Raw genomic sequence first — 22,264 nt, forward strand, 5'->3', positions numbered from 1 at the left:
GTTATGCAGGTTTAACAGGACTGCCTGTCCAATTTGTTCCTGATTGCAGGTTTTCGCCTTTCATGACCAGCGACAACGGCGTCAGGTTAACACCATCTCCGATCTCGCTGTCATATAAGATGATAGACCTGGCCCCAATGCTGCTTCTTGCGCCTATCTTTATTGCACCGATCTTCATTACACGATCTTCGAAGAGATGGGTCTGGGGGCCGCTGTCTTCATTCAGTGCGCTGTCGGAGCCAATGCTTACCATATCGAATTCCGTGATGTCGGCTGTATTCATAATAATGCGGCGACCTGTTCTTACTCCCAGCAAACGCAGCAAGATTGGAAGCCATGGAGTACCTTTCAGGTATTCCAGCAGGAAAGGGATCGACAGCGCTTCGTAAGTAGAGGTGATCAGCTCACTAAGCCAGACTTTGGAAGTCCACATCGGGCTTTGAATAGGTTTATATTTTCCTACCAGCAACCATTTCACAATCACAGTGAACAGGAAAGCAGGCAATCCCAGGAAGAAAAGGTAATATAACGGGAACTGTAATAACACCTGCCATAGCGGCTTTTGCGTGATCAGGTCGTGCCCGTAGGCAATAAACAAGATACTGCAGCAGATCACTACTGTTTCGGGTATGAGTATCCTTATGAATTCGACCATTGCCCTGGCGGTTCTGCGCCTGGCCGAAGGGTTGGTGGTTAATTGCGGTGGAAAATAATAGCTGGCCTGCCTGCGTGGCAAGGCGATGGCGGGTGATCCGAACCAGTCTCTCGACTTGTCGGCGTCGAGTTGTTCTTTGCTTGGCGGGGTGGATAATACCCCTATCAGCATATTCTCGGGAAGTTCATATCCCTGTGGAATTAATGCGCTGTTGCCAACAAAGCTGGTATTATGAATAACGGTTTTTTCCAGTATCAACCGTTGTCCCCTGACGTCGGCTTCGCCCAGTGTTACGGCGTCGGCAACAAAGGCGCCGTCGCCTATTTCCAGCAGGGGATGGGTTACGCTGCTGGCGGTAGAAACCTCTGTATTCCTGCCAACTTTAGCCCCTAATGCCCTGAATAAAGAGGAGATATAAACGGTTGCATAAATAGGGTGGATAACGATCAGCGACAATGACATCAACTGGTCGGCAAACCACTTGCGAACATAAAAAGGACTATATATCGGGTATACACCGGGTTTTATTCCCCATTGCAATAGGCGTGTGAGCACAACGGTTTGTGCAGTGAAAAAGATAATATAGCTCAATGCCAAAGCCGGTATGATCACCATATAATTGAAGTTATAATCCGGAGCTGCATCATCCATCCTGTTCAGGGTAATAATGGTAGGGAGCAACGGTAACAACACTGTGAACGGGAACACCAGCAGGAATAACGAAAATACGATGCTGTATTTAAACCTGGTGAATCTTGAGATCTGCAAAGGTTGTGGCAATTCTTCTATAGGCCTGGTAGTTTTCAGGGTTGCGGGACTGCCATACCAGACTTCTCCTGTTTTAACAGTGGTATTGGAGGAAAGATAGCTCAGGTCCTGCAATTCGCTCCAGGGTTCCATAACCGTATCGCCGCCTATTACTGCGCTGCTGCCTATATAGGCGTGATCGCCTATGTATACATGCCGTAGTTTCAGTAAGCCTTCTTCTATCACTGCATTGTTGATAACAACCTGGGAGCTGAGACTGGCATCGCTTCCGATGGTCACCAGGTCTTCCGCCCCGATGGTTACCGCGGCCATCTGTGCATCCGGCGCTATTTTCACGCCCAGCATTCTCAGGTACGTAGGGTAAAGCGGCGTTCCGTTAAGGAACTGGCTGGGCATCAGTCTTTGTATGGTTTTTACCAGCCACCATCTGAAGTAGTAAGTTCCCCAGACGGGGTAATCGCCTGCCTTCATTTTACCGATCACCAGCCATTTAATACTGATGATCAGCGCTGAAAAAACCGGCGGCAGCAGGCAGAATAAAGCCAATGCGGTAGCAATGGCGTAACCCAGGTGGTTGGTATCCTGCTGTACGTAATAATATCCCAGGTACGGAAGGAATATCTGTAAGGCGAACAACCCATAGATAATGATAACTGCAATGGTTTGTGCGAGCCAGCACAAAAGGTAGCGTCCTGTTGGTACTTTGTTGAAGATAGTTGCTTTCGGCTGGTTAGTGGCGGTACTGGTGTCCCATGCCCGCACCAGTTTTTGCAAAGGCCTGTGTAAATAGATGTCTTTCAGGGAGGCCTGGGGTACGTTGGCTTCCTTGCGGAGCCTCGATACAAAGGCGGCGGCAAGTAATGAGTGTCCGCCAAGGTCGGTAAAGAAATCCTGTTGCCAGTTGATTTCCCGGTCGGGGAATACTTTGGTAAGGATGGTATGTACCCGTTGCTGTAGTGGCGCGTTCGGGTCTATGGCTTCGTGGGTGGCGATTTCCTTAAAGGCTTCCGGCACCGGCAAAGCTTTCCTGTTTATCTTACCGCTGGGAAGGCGGGGCATATCCGGCAGTTCAACGATAATACCTGGTATCATATACGCCGGCATTACTTTAGCGAGGTTGGCCCTGAGTTCAGCGATAGAAGGAGAATTTCCGCCTTCGCGTACGATGTAGCCTACCAGTTGATCCTGGTCGTTGTTGTCTTTCTTTACGGCTACGGCAGCAGCGGCGATACCGCTGTTTTCATTCAACCTGTTTTCAATTTCACCTAATTCTATCCGGTAGCCTCTCAGTTTGATCTGGTCGTCGAGCCGCCCCTGGAAGTCGATGCTTCCATCGGGCAGTATGATGGCGGCATCGCCGGTGCGGTATAACCTGTTGCCGGGCAGCTCTGTCATTGCTGCCGGTTTATCAACGAATTTAGCCTGGGTAAGCGCCGGGTTGTTGATATATCCCAGTCCGACCCCCGGACCGGAGATGACCAGCTCCCCTCTTTCGCCGGCGGGTAATATATTTAACTGTTCGTCTACCACTGCCATGTTGTAATTAGGAAGCGGTTGGCCTATGGTGATATAGTCGCCGGCTTTCAGGAGTGCGAAGGTAGCGCTGACGGTAGTTTCCGTTGGGCCGTAACTGTTATAGAATTCCCTGGGCGCTTCTCCCCAGCGGGCGAGTACCTGTGGGGTACATGCTTCACCGCCGGCGTTGATCAGGCGGATGGAGGGGATGTCATTATCCATGATTGCCAGCAGGCTTGGTACCGCGTGAAGTACGGTGATCTGTTCTTTTTTCAGTACGCCTGCCAGTTCATCTATTGATTTGGCGGTGGTGGCATCGGCTACCCATAGGGTTGCACCAGCGAAGTAGCTAAGCCAGGTTTCTTCGCACCACATATCAAAGGATACGGAGAAGCCCTGGTATACTTTATCGGTAGGCCTGATCCTGAGAACTGTTTGTTCTGCTCTTATCAGGTGGCAGATCTGGCGTTGGGTGATAGGAATACCTTTAGGTTTTCCTGTGCTTCCGGAGGTATATAATACGTAGGCAATGTTATCAGGAGATGCGCCGGATGCGGGTACAGGGGCGCTGGTATTGGAAAACGGGGGAACCTGGAGTACCGGAGCTTCGAGGTTCAGGGATCTTTCAGAGAAGCAGGCGGCAGCCTGAACTTCGGTGAGTACGCCTTCTACGCGTTCGGCCGGCATTTCAATATCCAGGGGTACGTAACCGGCGCCTGATTTGATAATACCGAGGATAGCGGCATGAAGTGCTGCGCCGCGAGGCCACCATACGCCCACAAGGCTGCCTTTACCAATTCCTTTTTCCTGGAGGAAGGAGGCAATGGCATTGCTCCAGTTGTCCAGTTCCCGGTAGGTATAAGACTGTTGTTGAAAGATGAGTGCCGTCTGTTCCGGACTTGCTGCTACTGAGGCGGCAAACAGGTCTGCCAGGGTTTCATAGTGGATTAATTCCGGCTGTTGGGGCCCTTTTACTATGCTATTCACATTCATAAATTCTCGTTCCCTTGATTCTTCGGTATTTGTAAACAAAGGTACGCGTAAGAAATGTAGAGGGGCCTTATAAAACCCTTAAAAAAGGGGCTATACGGCTTATAAAACCCTTAAAATGATCTGTTGCAGTACGTTTTCCCAAAAGGCTTTCATTCCGGTCCTTGCTGCTCCGTTCGGAAGATGTTCGTGATGAAAACTGACGGTTGTCTTTTCTTTAGCCGGAATAACCCTGATCTGCAATACAGCGTCGGTAGATTTGTCGGGGGTAAACCATTTCCTGTGGATCATCGTACGCCGGTTTCCCATCGCTGGGTGGTAGTATGACCTGAACAGGTTTTCATAGCACTAAGATAGTGAATTTGAGAACATAAGGACCGCTGCCGGTAGGCAGGTTTAGGAAAAATAATAGGCAGAAAAGAGACAATCAAGAATAATTGATTAAATTTAAGAGAGCATCAACCAACAGGAGAGCAGCTGTTACGACAGGCTTTTTTTTGACCATATGAGAAACTAGACAATTATATTGAGCACGAATTAAATCGCATTAAAAACGAAACCGGCATCTGGCCAGGGTTTTCCTTTAAAAATATAAAATTGTTATCAGCATAATAGCAGATAAGATATAGAACTGTTTTCTTTACCACCGAATTTTAAATTTCGTATAACCGGCAGGCACTTTTGAGTGCTGGTCCTTTTTTCATAAGCAAAAACCGGGCTGTCCATTCCTTCGGGCAGCCCTTTTTTATCGGGATGCAGGTAACGGGAGGCGATATACGAAATACGGTTCCCCCGCCGGGGGCGGTGAATTATGACATTTAAGGGGTTGGATTCATGGAAATACAGATCAGCGTACCCTATATATTATTCTTTTTTGTAGATTTCCTGTCTGAAGGAAGCAATTAACGACTTATTAAACCCATGGTCATGAAAATCAGGAAAAGTATCTTGGTAGTAGCAGCTATTGCAGCTGTTGGTACCCTCTGTTCACTCACTTTGCCTCAGGAACCTGAAAAGGCTAAAAACCTGAAGGTATTGCCTAAAAACATGGAGCATGAAGAGCTGATCACCGTTATGAAAGGTTTTAACGCAGCCCTTGGAGTGAAATGTAATTTCTGTCACGAACCTCGGAAAGATGATCCGAAGAAGCTGGATTTTGCCAGTGACGCCAATGAGCACAAAGGAATTGCAAGGGATATGCTGCGGATGACGCAACGTATCAACAAGAAGTTCTTTAAAGGCAGTGAAACAATGTCTGTTACTTGTTATACCTGTCATAATGGTAACAAGGAACCTAAAGTAAAACCAGACGCGGCTCCGGAGGCAGCCAAGTAAAGAAGCAGGCTGTCTTCCCCACCCGGGAAGACAGCTTTAAACCGGAACAACCTATTGACCTATGAAACAATATTGGTTTTTCTCACCGGAAGTTTATAATTTATAATATAAGAGGCAGTCTATAGTCGCTGCGGAGTTTTTGCTTAATGCCAACAGGCTGGTAGAGGATATAGTACCAAATTCCGCTTGGGTAGGTATTATAAATAAGAGTAATGAATTGCAGATCAGTTAATTAATATAAAAAAAGAGATAGAAAACTTTCCTATCTCTTTCCAGGGGCTTCATAGAATCAAATGTCTTTAATAGATATTGAGATGAGTTATAGATTGTAATTCCCGGATAATAATGATGTAATGCTCTGGAACAAATAGCACAATGGTAACAACAATGGATGAAAGTATTAATTATGTTTATAATCGAACATTCATCATTGTTTAAAGAACAATCGGCGTCATTCACTAGCCCCGATTGCTGATATCAAAAGTCTGCATATTTAATCGGCTAAATAAACTTATTAGATGAAGTAACTCATATACACGATGAAAGTACGTAGCTATCCAATAACAAGGTAATGGAATGGTATATAACCAGCTATAAATCTGACAGTTGTGGGTATTTTATTGAAGTTGTATTATAAGTAAATTTAATGTGAGAAGAAAAAAGCAGCCGGATCAGGGATTTTTTATTACTTGCTTTTAATTGAGATTGACACAACAACAAATAGATGGAAGGAACGACAAACTACTTGACTGAAAGAGATGAATCCAAAGTTAAAAGAAGGCTGACATCCTGGATTTCGTTTTTCATGTCTGACAGGTATTACAAAACGAATGCACGGATATGGACGCATGTTGTGATGTGGGCGGGTCTGGCTGTTATGAACCTGATCATGTTCTATTCAGGGTTTAACGTATCGGTTCCTGTTTCGCTTTACTTCCTGACCAGGAATATGATAGGCAGTATGTTTGCCTTTTACACAGTTTTCTACCTGGTAATCCCTAAATTTTTACTGAAAGGTCATTGGTTCCTGGCGTTCCTGGGTTTTTGCACCCCTTACCTGTTCTGGGCTGTCATTAACTATGTAAGCGCTACTTATATCATGTCGCACTACGAGGTGAACGACCTGGGAATGAAACAACTGATGCAACGGGTAATAGCAGGAGGATGGACAGAAACCTTGTCTGTTCCCAATCTTTTACGTTTATTTATACCCGTGACCATTACTATAGGACCTGTAATGATATTAAAACTGGTTTTGGATATCATTAGGGGGACTACACGGCAGCTGCGTCTTGAAAGAGATAACCTGGACCTGGAAGTGAATTTTTTGAGATCACAATTGAATCCGCATTTTCTTTTTAATACATTGAATAATATTTATTCTTTGTCGATCAGGAACGATGCCATGGCATCGGATCTGATCATGCACCTTTCGGAAATGATGCGTTATACGTTGTATGATTCCAATACCGACAAGGTGCCTTTACAAATGGAAGCAGAATTCCTGAAAAATTATATAGAACTGGAAACGGTGCGTTATGGTAAGAAAGCACGTATTACATTTGAGTATGATCCGGACCAGATGGGCGACCGTACAATTCCACCGTTACTGATGTTCCCGTTAGTAGAAAACGCCTTTAAATACTCTCATAGTACCAATTCTGCGCAATGCTGGGTGCATGGAAAGATTGAAGTGAATGGTGCACAGATGCGTTTTGAGATGTCGAACAGCAAGGGTCAGATGCCTGAGCAGAAGAACGGGATAGGAGGGATTGGACTGGGAAATACCCGAAAACGCCTGCTGTTGTTATACCCGGGAAAACATGAATTACAGATAGAAGATCGGCCAGATCATTATAAAGTAGTGCTGACAATAACATTAACCTAAAGTATGGAGCAAACAATAACCTGCCTCGTGGTAGATGATGAGCCTTTTGCCAGAGACCTGATGGAGAATTATATCGCCAGAATCCCATTTTTGCAGCCTGTAGCATTCTGCGAAGATGCAATGGAGGCTATTGACGTATTACAAAGGCAAAATATAGACCTGCTGTTATCCGACATACAAATGCCAAATATCAATGGACTGGAAATGATCCGTTCATTGAGCGATCCGCCGTTTATTATCTTCACTACCGCCTCCAGGGAGCATGCCATCGCCGGTTTTGAGCTGGATGCCGTAGATTACCTTGTTAAGCCGATTTCGTTCGAACGATTCCTGAAAGCTGTTAATAAAGCGAGAGCAACCATTCAGCAAAAGAACCTGCAAACACTTGCTGCAGAGGTCGCAAAACCCAGGGTTTCTACAGTAAATCACCTGTTTGTAAAAGATAATAACAAGTTCACCAAGATCTTATTCGACGATATTCTTTATATTGAAGGAATGAAAGACTATATAAAGATCATCTGCCAGGATAAGACGGTGATCACTTATATGAGGATGAAAGGCATAGAAGATGTGTTGCCGGCCGACCAGTTTTTCAGGATACATAAATCATATATTGTTCGCCTTCAGGCTATCAAGTCGCTAATGGGAAATACGGTAGAAGTGATCAACGGACACAGTATCGTTATTTCAAAAACGGCCCGCCAGGACCTGAAACGCCTGCTGGGGATCGCAGGGGGAAATGACGATGACGATTAACAATTTGTCGAAAAAAATGGCATTTACGTCTAATAAACTATGATAGTTAGCCCGTTTAAGCGAATTTCGAAGCGATAAAATGTAATCAATAATCTTCAAAATTTGTTACCATGTTAAAAGACAACGCCATTAGCCGCGCTACATTGAAGTTCGAAAAGGAAGTTATATCAAAAGCAGATGCGGCTGTAATTGAGAACCTTAAAACAGGAAGGACAAGGGGAACTGCTAACATGAGTTTACCAACATTACCAACAACATACGAAACAACTCCAACTACCCTGACTACTATCAATACCACAACAAAACCTTAACCTTAAATTTATTCATTGTGCTTAACCCCCCTTGTGATACAATGCAATACAGATGCGCGATAGTTGACGACGAGCCGCTTGCATTAGACATACTTGAAAACTATATCCAACGAACACCCTATTTGGAACTTGTAACCAAAGCGGTAGAATTGAAAACCATCGAAGATCTTGTAGCCGAAAGAAAAGTGGACGTTGTTTTTATGGATGTTAATCTAAGAGGCGAAAATAATAAAGAATTTATTTCACGACTCATGCAAAATGATTGTGTATTTATTCTTGTTACGGCATACTCCAGCCGCGAAGTCCAACACCTGTTTCATCGGGGCAAACGTGGATATCTTGGAAAACCCGCAAGCTATAAGAAGTTTGTAGGAGAAATGGAACGATTGAAGATCGCTTCTTCATAAGTTTATAGAAACGCTGTACCTTTATTTAAGCATACTGATCAATTAACCTGATCCCGGTGTTTAAATATGAAAGGAAAGATACAGGCATCGGATTTCTATTTACTTCGGATTCCATTACTGCCGTTTAACACGATACAACAATTTCACGAAGCTGCCAACCATAGCGTTGATTCCTTTATTAACGAATTACGCCGGTTATACACCACTCCACTGTTACAGGAAGCCCTCTTCCTTGCAAGCATCTCCTTACACCAGGAAACGCTGAAGTGGTTAAACAATCATCACGATACTTCCCTCAAATTACCATTAGCTTTATACCGTTATCTTCTTAGAATGTGTTCCCGTTGCACCCCCTATGGCTTATTTGCCGGGTGTGCTACGGGTTCCGTCAATGATTCGCCGTCATCGTTTTCTATTCCCGATTCTCCCCGTATCCGGAAGGTTACCCGCCTGGATATGGGCTTCCTCTCCGCATTGTTCGACGAGCTGCTGAAAGAGCCCGATATTAAGCAAAAAGTGCTCTTTTACCCGAACGACAGCATCTACAAAATAGGAGACAGCGCCAGGTATTTCGAATATCAACTGAAGCCCCAGCGATACTTTATCAGCGCATTTGCCCGCAATGAATTTATAGATGATCTCTTATCTGCCGCCTCAGAAGGAGCAACTATTCAGACGCTTACCAAAGTACTGACTTCGAAAGAAATAGCAGCTGAGGAAGCGGGGGAATTTATTGAAACATTGATCAATAACCAGGTATTGGTGCCAGGATTGGCCCCCCGGTTAAGCAGTCCTGAAAACCTGTCATTTATCTCCTTTGTTCCCACGCTTAACCCGTTAAAGGACTTGCTGAAGGAACAAACGGTTGGTGTAGCACACTACCGGCAGATCGATTCATTGCTGGAACAACGCTTCCCCCAATTAAAAGGCGCCACTAACATCCAGGTAGATGCCTACTTCCCTGATGTTAAAGCCCACATTGCAACAACGACCATGCAAATGCTGCTGGCCGACCTGGAAGATATTTCCGTGCTGGCAACAGAGAGCGGGCACCCGGACATGAAGCAGTTCAGGGAACAATTCCAGCAACGATACGAACAGCAGGAAATACCATTGATGGTGGCGCTGGACAGCGATATCGGAATCGGCTATGGACTTGCATCCGGAGGCGCTGCAAGCTATACGCCGCTGGTAGATGATCTTGTTATGCCCGGCACAGTTGCCGAACAATCGCTTCCCTGGAATACCGTTACCCAGTTTATCTGGGAGAAATTCCTGCAGGCGTTGCAACATCAGCACAAAGAGATCACGATCACGGAAGAAGATCTTAAAACCCTGCAGAAGCAGCCATCTATACCCTTGCCGGCAGGATTTACCCTGATGGGGTCACTCATTGCAAATAATGAAACTGCGCTGGATAACGGCGATTTCCTCTTCCAGTTAAAATCGTTCAGCGGCCCTAACGCCCTGGCTTTACTGGGCCGCTTTGGCGCCGGCGATCCGGAACTGGCGGCGCATATGCGGCAATTTGCAAAGGAAGAACAATCGCTGTTCCCCGATAAAATATTCGCTGAACTTATTCACCTCCCGGAAGGAAGAGTAGGAAACGTATTACTCAGATCGCAGGTCTATGAACATGAAATACATTTCCTCGGTAAAAGCAGTGTTGAGAATAACTTCCAGATACCGGCAGACGATCTTTGCGTAAGTGTGCGCAACAACCGGGTGGTATTACGATCTAAACGGCTGAACAAAGAAGTGATGCCAAGACTCACTTCTGCACATAATTTTGTAAGAGGACTGGCAGTGTATAAATTTCTTGCCGACCTGCAACAACAAGACGCCGTAAGCATCCGCTGGCAGTGGGGCGCTTTGCTGGAACAGCCTTTCCTGCCAAGGGTTGTCTACAAACATCTTATACTCGAAAGAGCGCGTTGGTATCTTTCTTCCGAAAAATATCAGCAGCTGCTGGCAACAAAAACGCCTCAGGAAGCCATTCAATACTGGAGAGAACAATACCAGGTGCCGGATATGGTATTGTTGACAGAAGGAGACAATGAATTGCTGATCTGTTTTGAAAGTGAAATGGCCTGTACCCTGCTTACCGACAAACTTAGCAAAAGCAGCGTTGTGTTATACGAGCTTATAGCGCCAAACGAAAACCGGTTGCTAAGCAACAAACAGGGGCACTATTGCAACGAGCTAATCATCCCATTAAAGAACAGATCGTTTACCCATACGCCCACAGCTAATCCAGTTGTTGAAACGGCGATGCAGCGCAGCTTCCCGCCGGGCAGCGAATGGCTTTATATAAAAATATACTGCGGATTTGGCTGGATAGATAAATTGCTGACCAAAGCATTATATCCTTTGGTGCAGCAGTTGAAAGAGGAAGGAATGGCAGACCGCTGGTTCTTTATCCGGTACCAGGATCCAGATATGCACATACGCATACGTTTTCATTTAACAGAGCCGGCTTCGCAGGTTGGCTATGTTTTACAACAGGCGCATTCTATATTGCAGTCGTACCTCGATAGCGGCGTGGTACAACGCGTACAACTGGATACCTATATCAGGGAAACCGAACGGTATGATGAGAAGTTCATGGAATTATCTGAACAGTTCTTCTGGATAGACAGTGAGGCTGTCGTTTCCCTGTTAAGCATCCCGGGAAGCAAACAGGCCGACAGGTGGCTGCTTGCGTTAAAGGGCGCCGATTCCCTGCTAGATGGTTATACAGCAAGCGAGAGGCTTGCTTTATACCAGCAATTGCAACAGCAATTTTTCGATGAGCACAGGGGGAACGATGATCTTATGTTACAGCTGAACAGGAAGTTCAGGGAACACCGCCGGCAGATCGCGTTGGCGCTTGGTAACGGTGACGGACAAACGTTGATAAGCGATGCTGCCGCTATTTTGGCCTATAGAACAAGGGCATTGCAGCAAGCTTTTAATGGCAGGCTCCCCGAACAGCTCTTGCCGCATTACCTGCATATGTTCCTGAACCGCATGTTCACCGCTAACGCCAGAATGCAGGAACTGGTTATCTATCATTACCTGATGAAGCACTATACTTCCGTTGTTGCCAGGGGAGAATAACCCGGTCATGTAAATTCATATTTAATGAATAAAATGATTGTTATTTTTACACTCATAACAGCCTTCAATTATTTGTAAATAACGAAATATGAAAACTAAAGTAATCTTCCTGGGCCTTTCTCTGCTGGGTCTGATGTCTGAAAGCTTTGCCATAGGTAAAAGCGGGGACAGCAGCCGTCATGTGGTTGCAGACCCGGGTAACGCCGGTCTGAAATTACCCGCCGGGTTTCATGCCCAGGCGATAGCAGAGAATCTGGGTGGGGCTCGCCACATTGCTGTTACTCGCAAGGGCGATATTTATGTAAAGATCCAGTCAGGTAAGCCTGGTAAAGCAATTGCCGTATTACATGACAGCGACGGAGACGGCAAGATGGATGATATCAAGACATTCGGAACCTATCGCGGAACGGGTATAGCCATTAAAGACGGTTACCTGTACGCCTCCTCAGATGAAGAAGTATTCAGGTATAAACTGAACGATCAATACCAGGTACAGAACCAAGATCAACCTGAAAAGATCATTACAGGGCTGATCAACCGGCACCAGCATGAATCCAAATCTATTGCCCTTGATAATAGCGGTAATATTTATGTAAACATCGGTGCTTACTCTAACTCCTGCCAGGAGAAAGACAGGGCGAAAGGCGCTAAAGGCATACAGGGTTGCCCGATCAGGGATTCCGCAGCCGGCATCTGGCAGTTCAGGGCCGACAAAGCTAACCAAACCTATGGCGACGGTACCCGTTATGCCAGCGGTTTACGGAATGTCGTAGGCCTGGACTGGAACACAGAAAGCAATCACTTGTTTGTAATGCAGCATGGAAGGGATGGATTATATGATATGTTCCCCGAATATTATTCTTTGCAACAGGGGAATGAGCTGCCCGCCGAGTGCATGTATAAACTGAATAAAGGAGATGATGCCGGCTGGCCATATATCTACTATGATGGTTTGCAAAACAAGAAAATGCTTGCCCCTGAATATGGCGGAGACGGAAAGAAAAAAGGCGGAGAAAATGCCATAGATCCCGTTGTTGCTTTCCCTGCCCATATGGCGCCGAATGGCTTGTTGTTCTATACCGGCAACCAGTTCCCTGAGAAATATAAGAATGGCGCATTTGTAGCCTTCCACGGTTCATGGAACCGTCAGAAAGGCCAAAAAGGTTATTTCGTTGCGTTTGTACCTTTTAAAAATGGTATGCCTAGCGGCAAATGGGAAATATTTGCCGACGGTTTTGCCGGCGTTCCGGATATCCAGTCGCCCGGCCAGGCTCAGCACCGCCCCTGCGGTTTGGCACAGGGGCCTGATGGTTCGCTCTACGTAACAGATGATGTTAAAGGAACTGTTTATAAAATTAGCTACAGTAAATAATTACTGATATGAAAAAATGGATGATAGCAGCTGTGTTGTCGGGCCTCTGGTGCATATCCGACGCTCAGACGAAAAAGCCTGCTGCAGGCAGTTCTGCTGCCAGGGGCAAGAAAGTGTATGAGCAATATTGCCTGACCTGTCACCAGGTGGATGGCAGCGGAGTGCCGAGAATGAATCCTCCGCTGATCAAAACTTCCTACGTATTGGGAGAAAAATCAACGTTGATCCAGGTTGTATTAAAAGGATTGGAAGCCTCTGTACCTATTGACGACGAATACTATTCCAATAACATGCCGCCTCACGATTTCCTGAAAGACCAGGAAATTGCCGATGTGCTGACTTATATACGCAGTAATTTTGGCAATAAAGCCAGTGCGGTAACGGCTGCGGAAGTGAAGGCGGAGCGGGCGAAGAAGTAGTTTTTAAGAAGATATAAAGAAGCATAAGGGTTTTTGATCACCAGATCTTAAAACTCTTATGCTTCTTTCGTTTTATGGCTCGCTTACATAAGGCATTCCTTTCTCGAACAGGCTCCTGATCTGTGTTACACTATCTGATACCGCTTTCAGCTGGTAATGCGGGTAGTCCTTGAACGAAGTCCAGTTGCCGCCCCATTGCAGGTCGGGAAAGTCTGCTAATACATCGTTGGCGATCTTTTTATATTTGGAATCCAGGGTACTGTAATGGCCGTCTTCAAACAGGCCGATATCCCATGCGATACCAAAATTGTGGTTGCTTTGCCCTCCGCGGGCATTGGTAACCTTAGGAAGTTTGCTTCCAAACCTGCCTTGCTTGTAAATCAGGTCCTGCTCCGAATAGGTCCTGGTGCCTGAAATAATCCTTACATCATTGCCTGCACTGGTCAGTTTATCAAGAAATTGCCGTGCAAGGATCTGCGCTTTGGGGATCAACGAAAAGATATTTCCTTCGCTGCGGATGTCGAAGGTCCCGTATTCTTCGGCGATCCGGTGGCTTTCAGTTGTAAACGCTTTATCGGCGGCATCTGTAAGAGGGCCCCATTTTCCATCCATTTTGCCTGTATAGAAGCCGGTAGCTTTAAGCAGCCGCTGGTAAAACAGCACATCTGTTTTAAATAATTGGTAGCTCATGGTATAGTTCATTAGAGGGTAAAAGGAATCGCGGTTGTTCAGAGGGTGGGGTTAAAACTACATGTCATGTTAAATTACGTTGAATCATTGAATTTTGCAAATAATAGCCCCAGGATTATATGATTTCTAAATACTTGGGGAAAGCTTTTATAATTTCTACAAACTTCTAATTTTGTGCTTCTTTTCAAATCCTGCCGTGTTACGGCCCTCTAAACATCAGATTGTGAGCAAAAAATATTTTATTATCGATTTCGACAGTACTTTCACACAGGTAGAGGCACTGGATGAATTAGCACGTATTTCATTACAGGACAGACCCGACAGGGAAGCTATTTACAGGAAGATCGAGGAATATACCAACAAGGCGATGGAAGGCAAATTGTCGTTCCGTGAAAGCCTGGCAGCAAGGGTACAACTACTGGAAGCAGATAAAAGTCATCTGAAGCTCCTGGTAAAGCACCTGAAAAAGCTGGTATCTACCTCTTTTGCGCGGAATAAGAACTTTTTCAGGCAACATGCTAACGAGGTACTGATCGTTTCCGGCGGATTCAAGGAATTTATTACCCCGGTTGTATTGCCATTTCATATCAAACCAGAAAATATCTACGCCAATACTTTTGTATTTGACAAAAACGGGAAGATAGTAGGGTATGATGATACAAACCCCTTGTCGTACGAAGGAGGTAAAGTTAAACTATTGCAAACACTGAAGCTGCCTGGCGAAATCCACGGGATTGGCGATGGATATTCTGATTTCCAGTTGAAGGAATCGGGCATGATCAAGAAATTCTACGCATTCACAGAAAACATAGAAAGAAAGTCTGTCACCGAAAAGGCGGATCACGTTACCCCGAGCCTTGACGAAATACTTTATATCAACAAGATCCCTGCGGCGATCTCCTATCCTAAGAACAGGATCGTTTGCCTGGTGGCGGGTAATGTGCCCGAAGAAACGGTGAAGTTTCTGAAAAAGGATGGATTTGCAGTTAAGCATACAGCAACCCTGGATAAATCCTCCATAACTGAAGCGGGTATCCTGCTTTTAGGAAAAGGACAAACGCTGACAACTGAACTGTTATCTGACGCACGTAAACTGAAAGTAATAGGATATAGCGCAGAAGTGAATATCCCGCTTGCCTTATCTACCGAGCGTGGTATCGCTGTATTTGCGCAAGGTAAAAAGCCCGAGTCCCTGGGTAAAAGAATTGCCAGGTTTATTAACAATGGGGATACCGTCAAATCGGAAAATTTCCCTCATATCCAGCTGCCTTCGGTAAGCGGGCACAGGTTTATACATATTCATAAAAATATGGTAGGCGTACTGGCCAAGGTGAACCAGGTTTTTGCGGCGCATGAACTGAATGTTACAGCACAGTACCTGATGACGAATGAGCAGATAGGTTATGTGATCACTGATATTTCGGGGCAATACGATAAACAGATGCTGAAGGAAATGAAGAGCATACCGGGAACGATACAACTACGTTTCTTATACTAACAAAAACGCCGCCTTCACTAAGCAGAGGCGGCGTTTTTGTTATAAGCCCTTTGCAGCCAATGTTTTCTTTTCTTCGAGATGTTGAATAAGGGTATCCAGTTTCATTGAAAATTTCCTGGCGCCGAACTGGTTCAGGTGGTCGCCGTCGTAGAAATCTTCCTCGGTAAATGAGCTGTCTCTAAGCAAATTATAATACTGTACATTGGGATGGTTCATCACCATCGTTTCCACTGTTTTTAAAGTAGTGTTCAGCTGGTTGGTGTCGAGATTGTTATAGTATGTTTTATAGCCTGGCGCGGTAAAGAGTATCACCGTAGCATGGTGTTTTGCTGCGATACTGATTATGCTGGAAAGGATCTCCTGGTGTTTGCTGAAAAGATGCCTGCCGGCAACGGTTTGCTTCCTGGCTGCTTCCACGCCTGAAGATGGTACGTCCTTTTTTTCGTGGAAGGGAAGAGCCCAGCCAAGACTGTTGCATTCCAGCAAATTCCTTTTCAGCGCATAGTAACGTATCAGGCGTTTGGTATTTAACTCAAGACTTCCGCACAGCATCTCCGTATAGTCGTTAAATCTTGAAGAACTGTGAATGCCGTAGTAAATGGTATAAAACTTCACTCTCCATGATTCAGGGGCTTCTGAAAGATCCGTGAATAATGTGAAGTACGAAACAGGAACTACCAGGTATTTCAGGTTCTTAAGTTTTGAATCATATTTCTGCAATATCCTCAGGTCATAATCGATACTCTGGCTGCTTGCAGCGGCATTGAAGCTGTTGCCATGGATAAACTCGGGGTTAATTCCCAGGTAGCTGTGAGAACTGCCCAGGAACAGGATATTAACGCTATCGGCATGTTTATCCAGGTATTCACTTTTATAGGCGTATTCATTGGGAATACGGCGAAGCAATACCTCTGCTATCAAACCCAGCAACAGCAAAGGAAGCAGGAACAGGCCAACCTTTTTCAAAAATTGCTTCATACCTAAAATTGGAAATAAATGAATTGTTGATCAGTGCCAACGAAGTAAAATATCGCCAGTATCACTGCATAATAAAAACCCCATCTCACTGCTCTTGGCATGGTAATACCAACGTTGGCAATGGCATATTGTTGTTCTCTTCCCACCCATTCAATGACCATGAAGATGGCTGTGAGAACAAGGATCTTCACAGGAAGGATTGTAGGAACAGTGAACAGCGAAGGAGTAAAGATGCCGGAGATGAAAGTCCAGGCATGCCCCATATCTTCCGCCCTGAAAACAATCCAGCAAAGTGTGGTCAGGCTGAAGGTAAGTAACATACTGATAAGCTCCCTGAATGTCGGGAACAGCTTTCCCTGCGCTACAATCTCGAGATTTTTCCGGTTGCTGTCCGATACGATCAGCGGCATCATAAACAAGGCATTCAATCCACCCCATACAATGAATGTCCAGTTAGCGCCGTGCCAGAACCCGCTTACCAGGAAGATGATGAAGGTATTCCTGATCTTCATCCAGGTACCGCCCTTGCTGCCCCCCAAGGGGATATAAAGATAATCCCTGAACCACGATGATAAGGATATATGCCATCGCCGCCAGAATTCCGCGATATCCCTGGAGAAATATGGAAACGCAAAATTGCGGAGCAATTCTATTCCAAATAACCTGGCTGTTCCCAGTGCAATATCTGAGTAACCGGAGAAGTCGCAATAGATCTGGAAGGTGAAAAAGACTGCTCCTAAAACCAATGTGCTGCCCGTGTGTGCGCCTGCATCATTGAAGATCATATTGGCATAGTAGGCGCAATTATCTGCAATCACTACTTTCTTGAACAATCCCCATATGATCTGCTTTAATCCGTCTACCGCCTGCGCATAGTTGAATACCCTTTCCTTTTTGATCTGCGGCAGAAGGTGAGTGGCCCTCTCTATTGGCCCTGCTACCAGCAATGGGAAGAAGCTCACGAACACGGAATAGGTAACGAAATTTCTCTCTGGTTGTATCTTGTTATTATAGATATCGATCACATATGATAAACCATGGAAAGTATAGAACGAGATTCCTACAGGTAATACTACATTCAGCAGAACCGGATTGGTTTTGAATCCTACCAGGTTCAATGCTTCTGCAAAGGAGGTAGAAAAAAAGTTGAAGTATTTAAACACGCCGAGAAATCCCAGGTTCACTACCACGCTTAGCCAAAACCAGAACCGTTTCATACCGGGTTTTGCATCAAACATCCTGATCCCGGTGAAATAATCCAGGAAAGTGGAAAATATCAAAAGAAAGAGGAACCTGTAATCCCAGCAGGCATAGAAAAAGTAACTGGCCAGCAAAAGAAGCAGGTTTTGCAGTTTGAGGCTTTTATTGGTGACGAACCAGTATAGCACAAAAACGACGGGCAGAAATATGGCAAAGTTCAGCGAGTTAAAAAGCATCACTTATTTTTCAAAAAAACGACCAAAAGTAGTCAAAAACCCAGAAAGTAGCAATAATACGAATATTGCTAAGGTATAAGGCATTGAGGATTATATTTTCCTTGACTGGAGGTATTGGGAGAGCCGGTGATCCAGGTTTACAGAGAAGATCTGCAGCCATTCTCCGCCCTCCGGATGTTTGACATATTGATTGAACAGCAGCGTTTTCCCGTTATGCGACCAGCTAACAGCGCCATAAGGATGCAGGTTTCCGACTAGTTTGTACGAGTGCCGGGAATGTATGTCTGTCAGGCAAATGGCATTATCTGCAAAGTATACCAGGTATCTGCCATCAGGGCTAAAGTTAATACCTCCCTGGATATTGAAAGGCAGGCGGCTTAATTGGGTAACGGGACCGCCGTTGGGCGATACGCCGAAAATATTGATAAAACCCGCGCACCATAATACCTACTGTTCTCCTGTCTTTTCCCAGGCGTTCCATAATGGCGTCGTTGTATGTAAAACTGACCCACTTACCATCGTGGCTCCACGAATGGGCATGGGTACCGCCTCTTAAAGCGCCTGGAGTAAAGGGAGGGTAAACATTCCGGGCGTCCATGAAGGAAAGTACATTGGGATGTGCTATATCTATCGATACGCCGGTTCTTCTCGTACTGCCGTAAGGCTTGATGCTGTCGGCATTCCGGATACCATGTATAAACATCACCCGGTTGGCGGCAGGGGAGAAGGTAGCGGCGCCAACTCCGGGGCCGTAGATGGTGGTAGCAGGATTTTGGTAAACAGTTTTTATTTCACCGGTACGCAGGTTAAGAATACCGATGGTACTGGTTGTTCCAATCTTCGTATCCTCGTTGCGGGTATCGAATACTACCCATTCGTCGTTGGCGGAGATGCATTGTGTGCTGTTCAGCGTATGCCCCATTTGCCCGTTTGTCAGTTGAACAGGCGTATACAAGGGCGGCTTCTGTGCTGCAACACCATGAAAGATGATAAGCAGCGGAACTATCAGGTAGTAACGGTATCGCATATCTTCTCCGGGTGTGATTTATTATTTATTAGCTTCAAACCGGATATAGACGGGGCTTTCAGCGATTGTGATGGATAAGCCGGCGGCATCATTTTGTTTATAGCTTACTTCGGGTTCGGTATTCTCTGATTCTGCCATTCCTTTTACCTGTACTACTTTTCCAGGGAGCTGCGATAATTCGATAGCTGACTGTTTGGGTTGGTAACCATTCTTCTTATCAGTTCTCACACCGGTCGGCGACCATGCAACCCAGATCACCTGTGCAGGATCATCGCCCTTAATATATTCGTATACGTAAGCTTTGCCGGAATCCTGTTTAATGATCTTATTAAAGCGGTAATCGCCTAATGTCTGGTAAAGCTGTTTAACAGCCCAGAAAGCGGTTTTAGGAACAAAGTGCCTGGTGATGCCCGAGGCGGCGTGAACAGATGCTTCGTCATCATCGTCGTAGTAATACAGGTAGGCCCGTTGTACGTCCATTGCAGAGAACAAGAGGAAGGACCTAACCAGGTACTGGGCCTGTTGCAGATCAGTTGTACCCTGCCAGTTGAGTTTCAATGCCCAGTCTTTTCGTTTAGTCATGGCAGTATCTGTACAGGCGTCGTACCCGAACTCTGTGATCCAGATCTCCTTGTCTTTAGCCTGTGCATTGCGCCAAGCAATGGTGCTGTTCACCATTTCGAGGTAGTAGAGTGATCTGTCTTCCGGGTAACTCCTGTTCCATCCGTTCTCGTCTAATATTCCTTTATCGATAGTTGGATAAGTGTGTACGTTGATCACGTCGTAGAGCGGAAGCATATCGCTGCTGCCATACATGGAAGGGAGGTCCTGTGAATATTTATCTTCCCTCCCGGCTGTTACCGCCGGGGTCAGTATCCTGATGGTAGAATCGCCTGCGCGGATGCCCCTGGCCATTTCCCTGAAGAGTTTTTTGAATAATGTGCTGTCGAAATAGCTGCCTGGTTCATTGTCTATTTCCATGGACGTACACAACTTTTCCTGACCGGCAGGACCAAAATAGCTGGCCATGGCTTTACCGTAGTCGTATGCCCAGCTTTCTTTGCCCGCCCAGCGTTCTTTGTAATCTTTAACCGAAGGGCCAAATCCGAGGAATTGCAGGCATATATCAGTTTCGAAGCCATGTTCTTTCCAGGGGCCATATACGTCGTTCTTCCAGTTGATATTATTGGTAGCGAAGGGAGGGTGAATGGAGTCGCCCGGTTTTTCGGCGTCCCAGTTCATATTGTGGTAATTCCTGACCAGCCGGCATACCTGGCCATACAGGGCTGGTTTGAAGGCAAAATGCCCGTTAATGCCCATAAAATCTTTCATCAGGGGTTTGTTGGCCGGTATGATGGAGTCGGTAGCGGGTTTATGGACATTGGACATGCCGCAGCTAACAGTGAACAGCAGAATAAATAGTAAGAACCGTGGAGGCATAGTAAAATGAATTTGGGAGACAGTAAACTAACCTGTAGCAAGTTAGTGAACTATCTCCCAAAATTCACCTTTTCATTGTTCAATTTCTTTTATTTCCAGCCTGGCGTCTGTTTATAAGCCCCGTTGCTCCTGGAAACTTCGTCCGGGCTTATAGGCCATGCCAGTTTATCTGCAGTGAAAGTTCTTGCAGGCCAAACTTCTACGATGGTATAAGGAGAATTAGGATCTGTTTTGCTGGCGTGGCTGCGGCCATGTAATGGCATCCTGATCTTATCGAAATCTCCCCAACGTTTCAGGTCAGCAAGCCGGTCTGTCCATTCGCAGGCCAGTTCAACCCTGCGTTCGTGTTTCAGGTCTGCTAAGGTTGGGTTAGCGATAGGAGCAAGACCAACCCTGGCGCGCACTTCGTTCAACGGTCCTGAAGCATTCTGGCCGAGATTGATCATAGCTTCAGCTTTAAACAACAGGATCTCTGCGTATCTCATCAAAGGCAGGTTCAGTCTTGTAGTTGGGTAATCGCCATTTGGATTGATGTTAGGATTTGATCCTGAAACGCCGGGAGTACCGTAGCTATATGGTTCCATATACTTCCTGATCTGGAAACCGGAACGGCTGTTGGTAGAGAAGTAAGCTCTCTCCTGCCCGAAATACGTGAACTTGTCGCCGAACTTCAGGATGGTCACTTCTCTTCTCGGATCTGTAGCTTCGTATTCATCGTACAATTCTTCGGTAGGTTGGAAATATCCCCATCCGTTATACAGGCCCCATCCGGTGTTTTCAAGTACTACACCAGGAAATTCTGAACCGCCTTCAACGCCTGAAGTGATAGACCAGATGTATTCTGAACTCCAGTTATTGGCAATAGTAAATACGGCCTGGTAATTTTCACGTCCTGTTGTTTTGTCTTTGATCAGGGCACGGTGACCTTCGTTCCTGATCTTGTCGCAAAGGTCAGGGATCAAGGCCCATTTCGTTTTATCGTATTGCGCCCAGTAAGCGTAGGTTTTCACCATATAAGCCCAGGCAGCGGCTTTATGCGCCCTTCCTTTGTCGGTATCGCCGTATGTTTCAAAGAATGGTAACAGGTCGGCAGCTTTCTGAAGGTCGCTGATCACCTGCGCATAGTTGTCTGTTACGGAAGGCAACTGCGGAGGGATCTTTGTTCCATAACCTTCGTTTTCGGGTCCGATGAAAGGAACTCCCTGGTCTTTGTGTCCCCAGAGGTATGCAACCCAGAAATGGGCGAAGCCCCTGATGAAGTAAGCTTCTCCGAGCGCCCTGTTGCGTAAAGCTTCGGATGTGTTTTTGGAAGTAGGCACTCCCTGGATCACCTGGTTAGCTTTGTTGATGGTGTTATAGAGCGCGTTCCAGCCGCCGGTTAAATAACCTTCACGGCCGCTTGGGATGAAGTTCTTAATGTTTTCACCATCTGCTTTTGCACGGCCTACGATCAAATCGTCACTGGCATCCTGTACCCAGAAGAGGTCCCGGCCCCAGGTAGATTCGTCTTTGGTCGTTTCATACATTGCAGCTACTGCTTTGATGATGTCTGCATCGCTTTGCCAGAAATAGGCAGTAGTTGGCGCTCCGTTTGGCTTTGTGTCAACCCACTTGGAACAAGCGGATAGACCGATCATCGCAGCAAGGAAAAAATATTTATGCGGTTTCATGACATTTTTT

17 protein-coding genes are annotated in these 22,264 nt (G+C 45.8%); 9 read left to right on the top strand and 8 right to left on the bottom strand.

What is annotated here, in order from left to right; translation table 11 throughout:
• Nucleotide 1: 1 nt before the first annotated feature.
• Both BLV62_RS15550 and BLV62_RS15555 read right to left on the bottom strand, forming a co-directional pair.
• A complete protein-coding gene (locus BLV62_RS15550) occupies nt 2-3,925 on the bottom strand; it encodes a Pls/PosA family non-ribosomal peptide synthetase (protein ID WP_211117929.1) in 3,924 nt (1,307 codons plus the stop codon).
• A 105-nt stretch (nt 3,926-4,030) separates the two neighbouring features.
• A complete protein-coding gene (locus tag BLV62_RS15555; RefSeq protein WP_139170189.1) occupies nt 4,031-4,219 on the bottom strand; it encodes a hypothetical protein in 189 nt (62 codons plus the stop codon).
• A gap of 636 nt (nt 4,220-4,855) precedes the next feature.
• Between BLV62_RS15555 and BLV62_RS15560 the strand changes: the two genes are divergently transcribed.
• The 8 genes from BLV62_RS15560 to BLV62_RS15595 all read left to right on the top strand — a co-directional run bounded on the left by BLV62_RS15560 (nt 4,856) and on the right by BLV62_RS15595 (nt 13,515).
• Nucleotides 4,856-5,263, top strand: a complete 408-nt coding sequence (locus BLV62_RS15560; protein ID WP_089762885.1) for a c-type cytochrome — start codon at nt 4,856-4,858, stop codon at nt 5,261-5,263.
• Between the two features lie 724 nt (nt 5,264-5,987).
• A complete protein-coding gene (locus tag BLV62_RS15565) occupies nt 5,988-7,151 on the top strand; it encodes a sensor histidine kinase (protein ID WP_089762886.1) in 1,164 nt (387 codons plus the stop codon).
• Nucleotides 7,152-7,154: 3 nt separating this feature from the next.
• Complete coding sequence (locus BLV62_RS15570) at nt 7,155-7,907, top strand: LytR/AlgR family response regulator transcription factor (protein WP_089762887.1); 753 nt, start codon at nt 7,155-7,157, stop codon at nt 7,905-7,907.
• 110 nt (nt 7,908-8,017) lie between these two features.
• Nucleotides 8,018-8,218, top strand: coding sequence for a hypothetical protein (locus BLV62_RS15575; protein WP_089762888.1), 201 nt, complete (start codon nt 8,018-8,020; stop codon nt 8,216-8,218).
• 41 nt (nt 8,219-8,259) lie between these two features.
• On the top strand, nt 8,260-8,625 hold the full coding sequence (locus BLV62_RS15580) for a response regulator (protein ID WP_089762889.1): 366 nt from the start codon (nt 8,260-8,262) through the stop codon (nt 8,623-8,625).
• A 66-nt stretch (nt 8,626-8,691) separates the two neighbouring features.
• Nucleotides 8,692-11,724 carry a lantibiotic dehydratase gene (locus BLV62_RS15585; protein ID WP_089762890.1) on the top strand — a complete coding sequence of 1,011 codons (3,033 nt, stop codon included), beginning with the start codon at nt 8,692-8,694 and terminating at the stop codon, nt 11,722-11,724.
• An 88-nt stretch (nt 11,725-11,812) separates the two neighbouring features.
• Nucleotides 11,813-13,096: a PQQ-dependent sugar dehydrogenase gene (locus tag BLV62_RS15590; RefSeq protein WP_089762891.1), complete on the top strand. Its 1,284-nt coding sequence runs from the start codon at nt 11,813-11,815 to the stop codon at nt 13,094-13,096.
• An 8-nt stretch (nt 13,097-13,104) separates the two neighbouring features.
• The gene (locus BLV62_RS15595) at nt 13,105-13,515 is read left to right on the top strand and encodes a c-type cytochrome (RefSeq protein WP_089762892.1); all 411 of its coding nucleotides are present in this window, start codon (nt 13,105-13,107) and stop codon (nt 13,513-13,515) included.
• A 72-nt stretch (nt 13,516-13,587) separates the two neighbouring features.
• On the opposite strand, the gene BLV62_RS15600 is transcribed toward BLV62_RS15595, so the two are convergent.
• Nucleotides 13,588-14,205 (bottom strand): M15 family metallopeptidase, encoded by a 618-nt coding sequence (locus tag BLV62_RS15600; protein WP_089762909.1) that lies wholly within the window; start codon nt 14,203-14,205, stop codon nt 13,588-13,590.
• A gap of 223 nt (nt 14,206-14,428) precedes the next feature.
• Here BLV62_RS15600 and BLV62_RS15605 point away from each other — a divergent pair, with 223 nt between their 5' ends.
• Entirely contained in the window at nt 14,429-15,703 is a 1,275-nt protein-coding gene (locus BLV62_RS15605; protein WP_225889685.1) for an HAD-IB family phosphatase, read from the top strand.
• A 39-nt stretch (nt 15,704-15,742) separates the two neighbouring features.
• Here BLV62_RS15605 and BLV62_RS15610 read toward each other — a convergent pair whose 3' ends face one another.
• The 5 genes from BLV62_RS15610 to BLV62_RS15630 form a co-directional block, all read right to left on the bottom strand.
• Entirely contained in the window at nt 15,743-16,681 is a 939-nt protein-coding gene (locus tag BLV62_RS15610; protein WP_089762893.1) for a hypothetical protein, read from the bottom strand.
• Nucleotides 16,682-16,683: 2 nt separating this feature from the next.
• Nucleotides 16,684-18,117, bottom strand: a complete 1,434-nt coding sequence (locus BLV62_RS15615) for an MBOAT family O-acyltransferase (RefSeq protein ID WP_089762894.1) — start codon at nt 18,115-18,117, stop codon at nt 16,684-16,686.
• A gap of 343 nt (nt 18,118-18,460) precedes the next feature.
• Complete coding sequence (locus BLV62_RS15620; RefSeq protein ID WP_211117932.1) at nt 18,461-19,144, bottom strand: DUF3748 domain-containing protein; 684 nt, start codon at nt 19,142-19,144, stop codon at nt 18,461-18,463.
• Between the two features lie 21 nt (nt 19,145-19,165).
• Nucleotides 19,166-20,584 (bottom strand): hypothetical protein, encoded by a 1,419-nt coding sequence (locus BLV62_RS15625; protein ID WP_139170191.1) that lies wholly within the window; start codon nt 20,582-20,584, stop codon nt 19,166-19,168.
• A gap of 89 nt (nt 20,585-20,673) precedes the next feature.
• Nucleotides 20,674-22,254 carry a RagB/SusD family nutrient uptake outer membrane protein gene (locus tag BLV62_RS15630; RefSeq protein ID WP_089762896.1) on the bottom strand — a complete coding sequence of 527 codons (1,581 nt, stop codon included), beginning with the start codon at nt 22,252-22,254 and terminating at the stop codon, nt 20,674-20,676.
• Nucleotides 22,255-22,264 lie beyond the last annotated feature (10 nt).

The sequence above is a fragment of the Chitinophaga terrae (ex Kim and Jung 2007) genome, from assembly GCF_900107795.1.
Classification (GTDB): domain Bacteria; phylum Bacteroidota; class Bacteroidia; order Chitinophagales; family Chitinophagaceae; genus Chitinophaga; species Chitinophaga terrae.